This window comes from Sporosarcina sp. FSL W7-1283, assembly GCF_038003105.1.
GTDB classification, from domain to species: Bacteria; Bacillota; Bacilli; order Bacillales_A; family Planococcaceae; genus Sporosarcina; species Sporosarcina newyorkensis.
Genome location: NZ_JBBOOL010000001.1, coordinates 2,533,345 through 2,547,871, shown reverse-complemented (window position 1 = coordinate 2,547,871; position 14,527 = coordinate 2,533,345). Strand labels below are relative to the sequence as shown.

Below are 14,527 nucleotides of genomic sequence, written 5' to 3'. Positions count from 1 at the left end.
ATTCCTCCTAAAAACTATTGTTGTGTTTCTGATTATATGTTAACATACTTTTATATTTAGTTAACACATTTTCGGGAGAGGAGGATATTGTATGACGGTTTTATTCGTTACAGGCACAGATACCGATGTGGGAAAAACCATAGCGACTACACTGCTAATAAGTTATTTTGCAGATCATGGGTTACAATTCACCCCGTTCAAACCTGTCCAAACAGGTGCTATTCAGCAAGATGAAGATTGGATCGCGCCTGACGTGATGGTCTATCAATCGGCTGCGCATAAACAGATGGGAAGAGGAAATATAGAATATTTATTCCAAAAACCTTGCTCACCTCATTTGGCTGCGTTAATCGAAGACAGAGAAATTCAACCGACTCGTCTCAGTGAAGCAGTCAGACAATTAGGTGGAATAGCTGAAGGGGTAGTTATAGAGGGGGCTGGAGGATTATATGTTCCATTGACTGGAGACGGCTATTGCATGATCGATTGGATGGAAGAATTAGACGCACCAGTCGTGATCGTTTCAAGAGCGGGTGTTGGGACGATCAATCATTCGGTGCTCACCATAAATACGTTGAAATCTAGACAAATCCCCATTGCAGGGGTACTGCTCAACGATTTACAACAAGATGAAAAAGAAATCATTCATGATAATGGTGAAATGATCAGTAAGTTGACTGGAATCCCGATCATTGGAGTGATTCCTCATCTGAAAAATGTAGACGACACACTGAGGGATCCGTCTAAGAGAATAGAGTGCTATCGAAATTGGGACATGAACAGATTACGGGAGGCGTTAAGAAATGAAAGCAGATCAATTATTGGAAAAAAGTAAACAATATATGTGGTTGCCCTTTACGCAAATGTCCGATTATGAGCAAGATCCATTGATCATTGAAAGCGGAGAAGGCGTAAGGGTCACAGATATATACGGTAAAACGTATCTGGATGGAAATTCTTCTTTGTGGTTGAATGTACACGGTCACCAAAAGAAAGAACTAGATGAAGCGATTCAAAAGCAGTTACAGCTGATTGCCCATTCGACTTTATTAGGAGCTGCAAATGTTCCATCCATTTTATTAGCGGAAAAATTAATCGAGTTAGTGCCTGAAGGGTTAACGCGTGTTTTTTATTCGGATAGCGGAGCGACATCCGTGGAAATTGCTGTGAAAATGGCCTATCAGTATTGGCAAAACAAGGGTGTTAGCCAGAAGATGAAATTCGTTACGTTGAGTAATGGGTACCATGGGGATACGGTCGGTACAATGAGTGTTGGATCTATCGAGCTGTATCATAAGGTATATACTTCTTTATTATTTGATGCGCTTGTTATTCCATTTCCAGCAGTATACCGACATCCGTCTAATGACGAACAGGTAGTACGTGATGAAAGTCTGCACAAGTTGCGCTTGCTTTTTGAAGAACGCCATGAAGAAATTGCTGGCATGGTTTTGGAGCCGATGATTCAAGGTGCGGGTGGAATGAATACAATGCCACCTGGGTATTTGAAAGGTGTAGAGGAATTGTGCAAGGAATTCAATGTGTTGCTTATTGTGGATGAAGTGGCGACGGGTTTTGGCCGTACTGGAAAAATGTTTGCTGTGGAGCATGAAAGTATTCAACCGGACATCATGACGGTAGCGAAGGGTCTGACGGGTGGTTATTTGCCAGTAGCCGCAACATTTACAACAGAAGAAATCTATAACGCCTTTTATGGAAAGCATGAAGAAATGAAAACATTTTTCCATGGTCATTCATATACGGGGAATCAGCTAGGATGCGCTGTAGCACTGGCTAACTTGGAGATATTTGAAAAGGAACAATTAGTTCAACAAGCGTCTGATAAAGCAGAATTGCTGACGGAGCTGCTTGCTGATCTAAAAGAGTTGCCGCATGTTGGAGATGTACGTCAGTGTGGACTTATGGTCGGAATAGAAATCGTTAAGGATCGATACACAAAAGAGTCGTTCTCATTTGAAAGACGCATCGCATATCGGTCTACCCTGAAAATGCGCGAATTGGGCTTATTGACTAGGCCATTAGGTGATGTGATTGTTTTGATGCCACCTCTTGCAACGACTGCCGAGCAATTGGTGGAAATGGTTGCGGTAGTAAAGGAAGGTATAAGGTTAGTCATTGAAGAAAATTATGGGTTAACTGCGGCCGAAACGATGAATATATAATATGCAAAGATAGAGAACTGAGTAGCGATTGCGAAACTCCAGCTCATTTCTAAGACTCGTTTGCTTTTAATGAGCTTAGGATTAAAAAACAATTTGTTAAGTTGCATAAATAACTGAATGAATTATAAATGAAATTAAGTGAAGACATCTGATTATTTACTGAAGTGAGAGGTTCTAATTTCCCATAAACAATCTATTCCTTATATACCTTTTCAATTTATTACGCTATAATAAATTAAAAAGATTTGAGCAATTATGCCTAAGTATTCGCATATCTGACAGAAGGGGATGGAATTAGTGAAGTTCACGGTGGGGAAAAAGTTATGGACAGGCTTTTTAAGTGTTGTGGTCATTATGATCTTAATTGGGGCAGTAGGTTTTTTGGCTTTAAAAAATGTCAATGAAAAGTATCGTTATTTGATTGACGATCGAATGCAAAAGGTTGTTTTATTGGAGCAACAACTGAAAGATCAGAATTTAATGTCGAGTAATATACGCGGATACGTCCTTTATGAAAATCCTTCCTATGTGGATGGAATTGAGAAAGCACAACAAAAAAATAAAGAGCGGTTGGAGATTTTAGAAGGCATTATACATAATGAAGAGATGAAGAAAGCGATGCTTGAAATTGGCGCTGCTACAGTAAATTACGATGGCGTTATACGTAATATGATAGCAGAGGTACAAAAAGGAAAGCGAGATAAAGCCATTCAAGTAGGTGTAAACGGCGCGATTTATCAGGATATTATTACGAATAATATACAAGTAATGATTGAACATCAACGGGAAGAACAAGAAAAACTAGAGGAAGAAGTACAAAGATATACCTTTATCGCCATTAATTTGACGGGAATTTTATTAATTATAGGCATCATAGCAAGTATAGCTATCACAATTATTATTAGTAGACTGATTACTAGACCGGTCGGCAAGATGACAGCGGCGATATCCGAATTATCAAGTGGAAACTTTGCTGTGGAAGAGGTAACTGTTAAAAATCGTGACGAAATCGGTGAAATGTCCACTGCACTGAATATAATGGTTAGAGATTTACGAGGCATCATTCAGCGTGCTAGGGACTCTGCCACCCAGCTAGCTGGCCAGTCGGAAGAATTATCTGCAAGTGCAGAGGAAAGCTTGGCTGCTTCTGAAATGGTCGCTGAAATTTCGGAAAAGAACTTGCAGACAAGTGACTCGCAAGCACAAATTGTCAGTCAGTCAACCCTAGCCATGCAAGAAATGATGACGGCGATTGACCGAATTACAGATGATAACGAAGAGATGCTGGAATCCTCCGGGGAAGTATCGAAATTAGTGAAAGAAGGCTCTTTATTAATGGAGGAGTTTTCGGCTGATATGAAAACAATCAGCCAAACTATAGGGGAATCCACTACAATCATTAATGATATGGCGGAGCACTCCGAAAATATTCGGAATGTCACGCGTATGATTACAGCTATTGCGGAACAGACAAATTTATTAGCATTAAATGCAGCTATTGAAGCAGCACGCGCAGGAGAGCATGGAAAAGGCTTTGCCGTCGTTGCGGAAGAAGTACGGAATTTGGCAGAGCAGTCCAAGCGGTCAGCTGAAGAAATCGGACGGATGATCGATACGATGATTCTGAATGTAGCGAAAGCGGTCGACAGCACTGGAGCTGGACGGAAGCGTGTGGAAGAAGGTTTAACATCTACAGAAAAAACCAGTGCCGTATTTGTAAACATTGAAAATGCAACTACAGATGTGAGTGAAAAAATCTCCACTGTCTCCACAGCAATCGAAGAAATCCGTACAATGACCACTGAAGTCGCTGGGGGAGCGAAACAAGTGGAGGAACTCGCTATCCAGGCTTCAGCTGAAGCTCAGTCCACAAGCGCTGCTACAGAAGAACAGTTGGCGGCGAATGAGGAGATTACATCTAGTTCTCAAACTTTGGCGGAGTTGGCAGAACGGCTGCAGAGCGATATGGGACGCTTTCGAGTGTGAAATGAAAGAAAAGAGCTGATTGCGAACAGGCAATCAGCTCTTTTTAAATGGAAAATAGGCAACTGATTCGTAAGATGGCCGTACGTTAGGATGAATTCTAAATAAAGTGAATCCTTCTATATCAATTTGGACTGGAGTAATCGTTTCTTTAGATAACTGGATCTTATCCGCAGTCTTACGTTTCTTTGCAATCGTGATGTGCGGAACGAAACGATTGTCTTTTTCTAATTCAAGAATATTTTCTGTGCGCCTTGCAATCTGTCTTTGTAAATGTTCCAAAGCTCCCACCGCCTCAACAGAAAGGTAGACAACGCGCGGTCCGTAAGGCGATCCGAAAAAGGACAAACCTGTAACAGAAGTAGTGAAGCTGGTATTTGCCTCTGCGATCTCTTGTAACGAAGGCTCAAGCGAAGACTTAGTGGCTTCACCTAGCTCTCCTATATAGCGCATGGTGATATGAAGGTCATCAGCGTGCGGGATTACTTTATATCTTTCAGCCAGTTGGTACTTGGAGCGAAAGTGTTCAGCTATTTCAGAAATGGGAGTGGCAATCGAGATGCCGATAAAATAATGTTGTGCCATTCGGGACTCACCTCCTATTTGATGGGATTCCCTTCCTTCTTGATAACTATGCATAAAAGTTTAAGGTTTTTATCTGCAATGCGCAATAGATACCGGGCAAACTAACAAATTTATTGTTTAATGTGTATAATTAAAAGTGGATATACCTACTGAATGTATATAAGAAAGGGGCTGGCAAGATGATTAAAACACTTATTTTTGATTTGGATGATACGCTCATTTGGGATGCAAAGAGTATTGCGATAGCATTTCAAAAAACATGCGAGTATGCGACGAAAAAGAACGGGGTCAACCCAGTGGAGTTAGAGAAAGCTGTACGTGAAGAGGCGCGAGAATTATATGCGACCTATGAGACATTTCCTCATACACAAAATATCGGAATTAATCCATTTGAAGGGTTGTGGGGCGTGTTCGACGATCCTGGTGAAGAGTTTCAAAAGATGAAAGGAATCATTCCAAAATACCAAAAAGAAGCATGGATTCGAGGTTTGAAGAAATTAGGGATAGAGGATGAAGCGTTCGGCAGGGAATTGGCAGAGCTCTTTCCGAAAGAGCGTAAAAAGCATCCATATATATATGAAGAGACGTTTGAAGTACTCGATCGCCTAAAGGGAGATTACCAGCTCATTTTATTGACAAATGGTTCACCTAGTTTGCAGCAGATCAAATTGACGATTTCTCCGGAGATTCCACCGTATTTTGATCATATTATTGTATCTGGAGCATTCGGCAAAGGAAAACCTGATGCTTCGATCTTCCAACATGTATTGGATACATGCGGTGTGACTGCCGATGAAGCATTGATGATCGGTGATAATCTAATGACCGACATTCTCGGTTCCAGCCGAGTTGGAATGAAAAACGTCTGGATCAATCGTGAAAACAAACTATCAAGCGACGAAGTGAAACCAACATTTGAAATTGACCATTTAGAAGGTTTGTTTCCTATACTGTCTGGACTAGAAAACCGATGAGGCTTGCTTCTCATCGGTTTTCCGATTCTGTTATACTAATCTCTAGCTGTTCAATTAGCAAGGAGGCAGGTAAGCATGTTGGAATATATCTTAGTTTTTTTAGGAGCGGCCATACCTTGGATTGAAATTATGCTCGTCATTCCCGTTGGCATAATTAGTGGTCTGTCACCTACTTGGGTAATGCTCCTCGCATTTATAGGCAATATGGCGACTATCCTTCTGTTGATTCTCGGATTTCAGCAAATCAATGACTGGATCGAACGAAGAAATAAGAAAAAAGGAAGAGTTAATTCAAAACGATTGCAACGTGGTGAAAAAATCATGAATACATATGGATTACCCGTATTAACAATTGCAGGTCCCATTCTGATCGGTACACATATCGCTGCGTTTATCGGTTTAGTGTTCGGTGCCAATAAAGTGAAGACAGCCGTTTGGTCTGCGATCAGTATCGCGTTCTGGTGTCTCGTTTTCGGTATATTGACTGCTATGGGCTTTGATTTTTTTGTCACACGGACGTGAAAAAACCAGCTGACATTTCAAAATGTCAGCTGGTTTTCCTGTGTTTTTATAGATCAATAGCTTTTGCATCATGGATATTTTGAACTTCTTTGACGCGTGCAACAGAAGCAGACTCAACGTGATGATCGACTGTTAACATCATGATCGCGTCTCCACCTTCAGCAGAACGTCCCACTTGCATCGCTGCAATATTAATATTTTCTTCCGCAAGCAATGTACCTACACGTCCGATTGCGCCTGGTTGGTCTTTATGGCGAATGAACAACAAGTGACCTTGTGGAATTGCGTCAACTACATAATCATCAACTTTCACAATACGTGGCCCGAGACCATTTAGAAGGGTACCGGCTACTTTGCGGATGCCTTTTGCCGTAACAACTTCCACTGTGATCAAGTTCATGAAACCTCTAGCTGTCGTCGTTTTTTGTTCATTTATTTTGATGCCGTAACGATCAGCCAACAGTCTTGCATTTACATCATTGACTGTTTCGCCAAGATTGCGCTTCAACAAACCTTTCACTGTATTACGAGTCAATGCACGCACGTCGTAATTCGCCAATTCACCTGCATATTGGATGTTGATTTCGTCGATGACTGTGTTTTGGATTTGTGATAAGAACATACCCAGTTTTTCAGTAAGGTCAAAGAATGGCTCGATTTTCGCTAAAACATCACGAGAAACGGATGGTAAATTCACTGGGTTGCGGACAGATCCGATTGTCAAGAAGTTGACGACGTCTCGGCTTACGTCTACAGCAACAGATTCTTGTGCTTCAATTGTGCTCGCACCTAAGTGAGGGGTAGCAATTACTTCAGGCAAAGTCAGTAACTTATGATCTAGGAATGGTTCCTCCTCGAATACATCTAGTGCCGCACCTGCTACTTTTCCGGCGACAATCGCATCGTATAATGCATCTTCGTCAATAATTCCACCACGGGCACAGTTGATGATCTGTACACCGTCTTTCATTTTTTCGAATGCTTCCTTATTGATCATTCTGCGAGTTTCTTTCAGCAATGGTGTATGTACTGTAATGAAATCAGCAGCTGCTAATACTTCATCTACCGTACCAATTTCAATACCCAATTTCTTTGCGATTTCTTCAGTTAGGAATGGATCGTACGCGATGACATTCATACGTTGACCTTTCGCACGTCTGGCAACTTCTGCACCAATACGGCCAAGTCCGATAATCCCTAATGTTTTGTCTTTTAGCTCTACACCGAGAAATGATTTTCTGTCCCATTTATTGTTCTTCAGTGAATTGAATGCTTGTGGAATTTTACGAGCCATCGCCATCATCATAGCTACCGTGTGCTCAGCAGCTGAATTTGTATTTCCATCAGGAGCATTGACGACGATAATCCCTTTTTCTGTAGCTGCGTCCAAATCGATATTGTCGACACCTACACCTGCACGTCCAATAATTTTCAATTGATCAGCAGAATCTAGCAATTCTTTCGTAACAGTTGTCTGACTACGTACTAGAAGAGCATCAAAACCTTTGATCCGATCCTTCAGTTGGTCAGGTGTCAAATCTGTATCGATCACAATTTCAAAACCTTCTGCTTGTCGTAATGGAAAAATACCGTCCTCGCTAAGTGGGTCACTAATAAGTACTTTAAAAGCCATAATAATCATTCTCTCCTTCAGTAGTTTTTATTGTTGTAAAGTTTTCAAAATGAATTTTATAGAGTTGATCCCATATGTACGTTCTATGCTTACCTCCTTTTAGGAAAAATAAAAAAGCCTTCCATCCCTTACATACGTAAGGGGCGAAAAGCTCAATAAACTAACGCGGTACCACCCTTGTTTTGCTGCAAAAGCAGCCTTCATTCAGCATGCGTAACGTGCATGTGACGGATTGGCCTACTGAACTATTCAGCCAAGCAATTCGGAAGTGCCGCCATCCCAAGAATTTACTGACTCTCACCAATTCATCAGCTCTCTAGAAAATTCTTTTACAGGAAGGTATGTCTTCGTCAAAATTGTTTTGCGTGTATTAAATTTGAACTAATCATAACACGTCAAAAGTAATTGTCAATTACTTTTCGGAAAAAAATGAAAAACTAATAAAGGCGAACGTAAATTATTGAATGATTTGTGAACGTTCGTGTTTGAGAGATAAAAGCGGATTATAAGTAACTTTTACTATGGAGTATTAGGAAATACCATAAGTCGTGAGAAGAGAAGATATATGCCAATCAATGTTATAGTAGTGCCATACTATTCAAGTAAAGGGGTAATGTAAGATGAAAAACTTAGAGTCCTTCGAGCGATTCGAACAATTGAAGCAAGAAGAGCGAGTGATTTTCTTGTTTTCTGCAGATTGGTGTCCTGATTGCAGAGTGATCGAGCCGTTTTTACCAACACTGGAAACGGAATTTTCCGAGTACCAATTTATTTATGTCGACCGAGATGAGTTTATTGACTTGTGCACTCAGCTCGATATATTTGGCATCCCAAGCTTTATCGCATTCAGTGAAGGCAAGGAAACAGGCCGTTTTGTCAGTAAGAATCGCAAGACGAAAGAGGAGATTGAAGAGTTTATCAATAGTTTGTGAGCAGAGGGTGAGTGGGTATAAGAACCGTTGATCCAGGTTCCGGGAGGATGGCTTTCCGCGGGGAGCCAATCTCCGGGCTACAAACTTATATTCACTTGTTCCGCTTTTCACTCTGAAGTCAACCAAATTTTATTACTTTGATGTATGCTAACAAGCCAACGATCCGAGGAGATGGTTGGCTTGTTATTATTTAAACATAATCCTGTAATTGTTCGAGAAGGATTTTCGCGCCTTGAGGACTTATGAATAATCCGTTTGATAGTTCTTTGTTTTCGTTCGTTACTTCACCAGTAATGAAGCATGCCTTATTCACTTGATACTTTCTCAAAATGATTCGATCTTCTTCTGCGAAAATTTCAATGGGATCGCCTTTATCTAATTGCAAAGATTTGCGTAGTTCTTTCGGAATAACTATTCTGCCAAGATGGTCTACTTTGCGAACAATGCCTAAAGATCTCATGAGTTCCTCCTTTAAAAAGTAGTTGGTAGTTCCTATTATACACAAATATTTCCGGTCTACAATTTACGAGATTGGAATGAGCAGAACTATTTGAAAATTTGACTATACAATTAGTTTATTAATGTTATAATAGTCAGTAAATCATTTTCGTGAAATGATATTAACTAAATACTACTTATCAAGAGAAGCTGAGGGATTTGGCCTGATGAAGCTTCAGCAACCTCTGTGTAAACAGGAAGGTGCTACCTCCAACAAGATTGTTGTCTTGAGAGATAAGAACTGTGGTCCTAAACCTTCATTTTCTTATCTACAGGAAAAGAGGTTTTTTATTTTGTAAAAACAGGCCGAATGAATAGCCAAGGGGGAAGAAATATGCCGATTAATATACCGAAACAATTACCTGCAGGTGAGTTACTGAAGAAAGAAAAAATCTTCATCATGGATGAAGATCGGGCGACGGAGCAAGATATTCGGCCGCTGAACATTTTGATTCTGAATTTAATGCCTGAAAAAGAAAAAACAGAACTTCAATTATTACGATTACTTGGTAATACGCCTTTGCAAGTAAACGTGACGTTTTTAAATACGGCGACCTATGTTTCCAAAAATGTCAGTCAAACTCATTTGGAAACGTTTTATACAACATTCGAACACGTGAAAGAGCGCAAGTTTGACGGCATGATTATTACAGGAGCACCTATTGAACATATGCAATTTGAAGACGTAGTGTACTGGAAGGAATTAGAGAAAATCATGGAGTGGACAAAAACCAATGTGACCTCTGTCTTGCATATTTGTTGGGGCGCGCAAGCCGCACTTTATCATCATTACGGCATTGATAAGTTTGAGTTGCCGAAGAAATGTTTTGGGATTTTTTCTCACGATATCACGGACCAAACAGTCAATTTGGCAAGAGGATTTAACGATGTATTTGTTGCTCCTCACTCACGTCACACGGCTGTTTCCATAGAAGAAATTGAGAAGCATCCGGATTTGACACTGCTATCTGTATCGGATGATGCGGGTGCATTCATTGTGATTTCTAATGATGAAAAAAACATAATGGTGACAGGACATTTAGAGTATGATGCACATACATTGGCTGAAGAATACGGGCGAGATGTCCAAAAGGGATTGGATATTGATGTACCTGAAAATTATTTCCCGAATGATGATCCGACGAGAGAACCAATGAATACTTGGCGTTCACATACACATTTGTTATTCTCGAACTGGTTGAACTACTATGTCTATCAAGCAACGCCATACGTTTGGGATTGAAATAAGCTTATGAAAGTATAGTTTCCCGCATTTCACACATACTCCACTCAATGGAGGTGTGCGTTGTGAATATGGATGAGTTTTTGGAGCTGTCTTTTTGGGAAATGACTTTGCGGACTGTTATTTCCTTTATCGTCCTTCTGATCCTGGCCCGGTTCATGGGAAAAAAACAAATATCTCAATTGACTTTCTTCCATTACGTGACAGGTATCACGATCGGTTCGATTGCCGCCAATTTGGCAGGGGAGTCCGAGACGCCGTTCTTAAATGGGTTATATGGTATGATCCTATGGGCAGTATTGACGATACTTGCCAATTATTTAACGTTTAAATCAAAAAAACTACGTGTCCTGCTGGATGATAAGCCAATCATCGTAATTCAGGATGGAAAGATTGTGGAAGGCTCGTTAAGTAAGCTGCGTTTGAATTTCAATGAATTGAATATGATGCTTCGGGAACAAGCCGTTTTTTCCATGAAAGATGTCAATTATGCGATTTTCGAAACGAATGGAAACTTGAGCATAATGCTTAAGCCGGGCGAAGAGAAGGCGACGAAAAAAGATGTCAAAGTGGCTTCTCCTAAACCTAAATATATTCCGACCGAAATTATTACCGACGGAAAAGTACAAGAGGAAAATATGCGTGAATTGAAGCTGACTGATGTATGGTTGAAACAACAACTGGAACTGCAAGGCATCGGAAAGCCGGAGCATGTGCTGTATGCAGAAATTCAAACCGATGGAAACTTATATGTTAATACATTGAAGAATGCTTGAAGCTTGAAGCCCTGAAGCCGAATTCAGGGCTTTTCAGCTTTCATCATAAAATGTCCCAATTTCGTTGGTTTGCTATGGCTGCAAGTTTCGGATCGGGTCTGACGGCTACAGGATTGCCGACTTGCTCTAACACAGGCAAGTCGGAGATGCTATCTCCGTAAGCAAAGCTGTTCTCCCAATCAATCGATTTACCTTGAAGTGCTTTTTCGATTTGTTCGTTTTTACGCTCTCCTTGGATATGTAGAAATGGTTGGTCCATCGTAATCTGTTCGCCGCATGAAGGGATTTCAGTACCGATAATACGATCGAATGACAAATGGCTCGTGACTGCAGTCAAAAAGGGAGTATAAGCACCAGAAACTAACAATACATGATGACCTTCTGCTTGATGTCGAGCTAATCTGTTGACGACATCTTCATTGAAATCGTTTAACATTTCTTCATGCATATTTTCGAAGTATTGTTCTAGTTGTGCAGTTGTTAAAGATTCAAGAGCCTTCAAATACAGCTTCATGGATCGTTCTTTCATTTCGGTTTCAGGCAGTAATTTTAGTTTGTAACAGATATATAAAGGTAAAATCGATCTGTAGAATTTTCCGTAATAACGCTGGTAACTCGGGTGTTTCTTCAATTGCTCCATAAGCAATTTAAAGGTTTCTTTCGTATACAACGTGCCGTCAAAGTCAAAAATGGCAACTTTCATAAATACACCCCTTCATTTGTCTGTATTCTTACAGTATACAAATACAATGAGGGAGAAAGCAAAAAAGCAGACAAAAGTCTGCTTTTAGCTGGTTATTGAAGGTTTTTTGGCATGCTGGGTTGTCCTTGCGAGGGGGCAAATGAGTTGAGTAGGATGTTCATGTCCTGAGTATTCAACTGAGGGACTTGATAATAGTGATGTTTATTTTGATAAATCGACAATTCATACGCCATTTCTATACAGTTGGGTATGGAGTCTGCAAGCACACGACGAACGACTGGATTACACGTCTCCAAAGCAGCAGCTGCTTTCCCAGTGGCCCCTTTTTTTGCAGAACCGAGCAAAAAGCCGGAGATGATTTCATCAGATATTTCGTTTGTCGATTGAATTGGTTTTGAAGGCGCCTTTTCCTTCATGCCATAGACAAAATCACTGCCAACTTTCATTTGATAACTCTGCGTAGGGTGTGATGGGTCTTTTCCTGTTTTGAAACATTCAACCGTAATATTGTATTCATCAAGCATAAAACGGTACTGTCGGTCCAGAATATCTAAGAGTTCTGGATCTTTTACGTGCGGACGAAGAATCATGGATTGATTCAATGCACCAACTGCAGTGTTCAATACTTCGTGAACGTCAAAAAGTTCATGGCCGCCATGATTCATAGAGGGGGGGACTGCTCCGTCGTGCATGTGTTGAGATGTTTCGAATTGATTAGTCAAATACATATCCTCCTTTAATAGTCATTTACATCAACGGTAGTATGAGGAGGTTTCGTGAAATTATGCATTTGGAATACGAAGTATGGTCTATGGACTACTCGAAGATTTACGGACTTCGGAAAACAAGCATATTTCCATTGACTCCACCATATCTTGGTTAGAGAACATGAGAAAGGTAGTGGAGTCACATGCAGATTCATGTAGTGAAACCTGGTGAGAGTCTTTTTATAATTGGAAACATCTATGGTGTTCCCTATGAACAAATTGCACAAGCGAACGAATTGGAAGATGCCTCGCAGTTAGCGATTGGACAAGCGTTAGTCATACCGATTGTTGGAACATATTATTGGGTTCGGCCTGGAGACAGTCTTTATAGGATTGCGCAGACTCATGGTCTATCAGTCGAACGGCTCGCACAGATTAATAATATTAATCCGGCGGGCATTTTGCAGGTAGGTCAGCGTCTTTACATTCCTGAACCGCCTAAGACGCCGATCGACTCTCTATTATACGTGGAGCCCCGCAATCCGGTAAGCCAACAGATGATCACGGAAGTCAGACAACGCGTCGGACAGCTTACATATTTGGCAATGTTCAGCTATGAAGTCCAACGTGATGGCTCACTTAAAGAACCACCCCTTGATGACATTCCGACCATCGCCCAAAATGCAGGTGCATTAAATATGATGGTGTTGACCAACTTAGAAAACTATGGATTCAGCGCTGATCTGGCCCACGCCCTATTTACCGATCAGGCCGCGCAAAATCGGATGATTCAAAATGCAATTGAGACGGCAAACAGGATAGGCTATAAAGATATTCATTTTGACTTTGAATTATTATTCCCGGAAGATCGTGAATTATATAATCAATTATTGCGCAATGCACGCGATCAAATCCATAAGGCAGGATTAACAATTTCGACGGCTCTTGCTCCGAAAGCAGGAGAAGTGACGACGGGTATATATGGAGCCCATGATTATAAAGCACATGGCGAAATCTGTGATTTTGTTGTCTTGATGACGTATGAATGGGGATATACGTATAGCGCTCCGCAAGCTGTCAGTCCAATTGGTCCTGTCAGGAGAGTCGTTGAATATGCAGTGAGCCAAATTCCACGCGATAAGATTTTCTTGGGACAAAATTTATATGGCTATGATTGGTCCGCCCCATTCGGGCAAGCTGATAGTAAGCCGGCTGTGGCCTTGAGTCCAAGAATGGCAACAAATTTAGCCATCAATGAAAAAGTCTCAATTGAATACGATGCGGTAGCTCAAGCTCCTCACTTTACGTACTATGACCAACAAGGAACTGAACATGAAGTGTGGTTTGAAGACGCAAGAAGCATCAATGCGAAATTTGATTTGCTGAAAGAATTTAGGTTGCGTGGGATTATGTACTGGAAGCTTGGCTTGGCTTTCCCGCAGAATTGGTTGCTGTTGGAAGATCGGTTTACCATTCGCAAAAGGTGAAAAAATGAGCCTTCCCTAAACTCAGGAAAGGCTCATTTACGTGATCGTCTATTCGTTAGTAATCAACTTCATCGCATTTTGGAAAACATCCATATCCGGATTTACGAGTAAAGCAGGTAGGAAAGCAAAAGTCATGATAAGGAGCAGATTGGCTCCTAAAATGGAGCGTATTGGATTGTTTTTCTTTGTCATGGTGCTTCGCCTCTTTCTTTTCGTATTGGTTCTCCCGCTCATGCGAATGCTCTTAAACTAACCGCTTCACATTGATTGTTTGAATAGATTAATAATACACTATATTCAG

General features: G+C 40.8%; 15 protein-coding genes and 1 riboswitch. Of the genes, 9 read left to right on the top strand and 6 right to left on the bottom strand.

The window, feature by feature from the left end; genetic code table 11:
- Positions 1–91 precede the first annotated feature (91 nt).
- The 3 genes from bioD (at position 92) to MKY93_RS13125 (ending at position 4,169) form a co-directional block, all read left to right on the top strand.
- The gene (gene bioD, locus MKY93_RS13135) at positions 92–835 is read left to right on the top strand and encodes a dethiobiotin synthase (protein ID WP_078818138.1); all 744 of its coding nucleotides are present in this window, start codon (positions 92–94) and stop codon (positions 833–835) included.
- Positions 804–2,183: an adenosylmethionine--8-amino-7-oxononanoate transaminase gene (bioA, locus tag MKY93_RS13130; RefSeq protein WP_340759444.1), complete on the top strand. Its 1,380-nt coding sequence runs from the start codon at positions 804–806 to the stop codon at positions 2,181–2,183. Before bioD ends, bioA begins: the two co-directional genes overlap by 32 nt.
- Positions 2,184–2,480: 297 nt before the next feature.
- On the top strand, positions 2,481–4,169 hold the full coding sequence (locus tag MKY93_RS13125) for a methyl-accepting chemotaxis protein (RefSeq protein WP_340759443.1): 1,689 nt from the start codon (positions 2,481–2,483) through the stop codon (positions 4,167–4,169).
- Between the two features lie 33 nt (positions 4,170–4,202).
- Here MKY93_RS13125 and thpR read toward each other — a convergent pair whose 3' ends face one another.
- Entirely contained in the window at positions 4,203–4,751 is a 549-nt protein-coding gene (gene thpR, locus MKY93_RS13120) for an RNA 2',3'-cyclic phosphodiesterase (protein ID WP_176132577.1), read from the bottom strand.
- Positions 4,752–4,930: 179 nt separating this feature from the next.
- Between thpR and MKY93_RS13115 the strand changes: the two genes are divergently transcribed.
- The gene (locus tag MKY93_RS13115; RefSeq protein WP_340759442.1) at positions 4,931–5,725 is read left to right on the top strand and encodes an HAD family hydrolase; all 795 of its coding nucleotides are present in this window, start codon (positions 4,931–4,933) and stop codon (positions 5,723–5,725) included.
- Positions 5,726–5,800: 75 nt separating this feature from the next.
- On the top strand, positions 5,801–6,247 hold the full coding sequence (locus tag MKY93_RS13110) for a small multi-drug export protein (protein WP_078818133.1): 447 nt from the start codon (positions 5,801–5,803) through the stop codon (positions 6,245–6,247).
- A 46-nt stretch (positions 6,248–6,293) separates the two neighbouring features.
- Here MKY93_RS13110 and serA read toward each other — a convergent pair whose 3' ends face one another.
- On the bottom strand, positions 6,294–7,880 hold the full coding sequence (gene serA, locus MKY93_RS13105; RefSeq protein ID WP_040759340.1) for a phosphoglycerate dehydrogenase: 1,587 nt from the start codon (positions 7,878–7,880) through the stop codon (positions 6,294–6,296).
- Between the two features lie 620 nt (positions 7,881–8,500).
- Here serA and MKY93_RS13100 point away from each other — a divergent pair.
- Positions 8,501–8,812, top strand: coding sequence for a thioredoxin family protein (locus MKY93_RS13100; protein ID WP_078818132.1), 312 nt, complete (start codon positions 8,501–8,503; stop codon positions 8,810–8,812).
- Positions 8,813–9,002: 190 nt separating this feature from the next.
- On the opposite strand, the gene MKY93_RS13095 is transcribed toward MKY93_RS13100, so the two are convergent.
- A complete protein-coding gene (locus MKY93_RS13095) occupies positions 9,003–9,272 on the bottom strand; it encodes an AbrB/MazE/SpoVT family DNA-binding domain-containing protein (RefSeq protein WP_078818131.1) in 270 nt (89 codons plus the stop codon).
- A gap of 172 nt (positions 9,273–9,444) precedes the next feature.
- Positions 9,445–9,551, top strand: a riboswitch (SAM riboswitch).
- 93 nt (positions 9,552–9,644) lie between these two features.
- Between MKY93_RS13095 and metA the strand changes: the two genes are divergently transcribed.
- Together metA and MKY93_RS13085 are read left to right on the top strand one after the other, a co-directional pair.
- Complete coding sequence (gene metA, locus MKY93_RS13090) at positions 9,645–10,553, top strand: homoserine O-acetyltransferase MetA (protein WP_078818130.1); 909 nt, start codon at positions 9,645–9,647, stop codon at positions 10,551–10,553.
- Between the two features lie 71 nt (positions 10,554–10,624).
- Positions 10,625–11,329 carry a DUF421 domain-containing protein gene (locus tag MKY93_RS13085; RefSeq protein WP_139366018.1) on the top strand — a complete coding sequence of 235 codons (705 nt, stop codon included), beginning with the start codon at positions 10,625–10,627 and terminating at the stop codon, positions 11,327–11,329.
- A gap of 43 nt (positions 11,330–11,372) precedes the next feature.
- Here the strand turns inward: MKY93_RS13085 and MKY93_RS13080 are convergent, their stop codons facing one another.
- Positions 11,373–12,032 carry an HAD family hydrolase gene (locus MKY93_RS13080; RefSeq protein ID WP_078818128.1) on the bottom strand — a complete coding sequence of 220 codons (660 nt, stop codon included), beginning with the start codon at positions 12,030–12,032 and terminating at the stop codon, positions 11,373–11,375.
- 92 nt (positions 12,033–12,124) lie between these two features.
- The gene (locus MKY93_RS13075; RefSeq protein ID WP_078818127.1) at positions 12,125–12,760 is read right to left on the bottom strand and encodes a spore coat protein; all 636 of its coding nucleotides are present in this window, start codon (positions 12,758–12,760) and stop codon (positions 12,125–12,127) included.
- A gap of 182 nt (positions 12,761–12,942) precedes the next feature.
- Here MKY93_RS13075 and MKY93_RS13070 point away from each other — a divergent pair, with 182 nt between their 5' ends.
- The gene (locus tag MKY93_RS13070) at positions 12,943–14,226 is read left to right on the top strand and encodes a LysM peptidoglycan-binding domain-containing protein (protein ID WP_078818126.1); all 1,284 of its coding nucleotides are present in this window, start codon (positions 12,943–12,945) and stop codon (positions 14,224–14,226) included.
- Between the two features lie 48 nt (positions 14,227–14,274).
- Here the strand turns inward: MKY93_RS13070 and MKY93_RS13065 are convergent, their stop codons facing one another.
- Positions 14,275–14,418, bottom strand: coding sequence for a hypothetical protein (locus tag MKY93_RS13065; protein ID WP_176132576.1), 144 nt, complete (start codon positions 14,416–14,418; stop codon positions 14,275–14,277).
- Between the last annotated feature and the right edge of the window lie 109 nt (positions 14,419–14,527).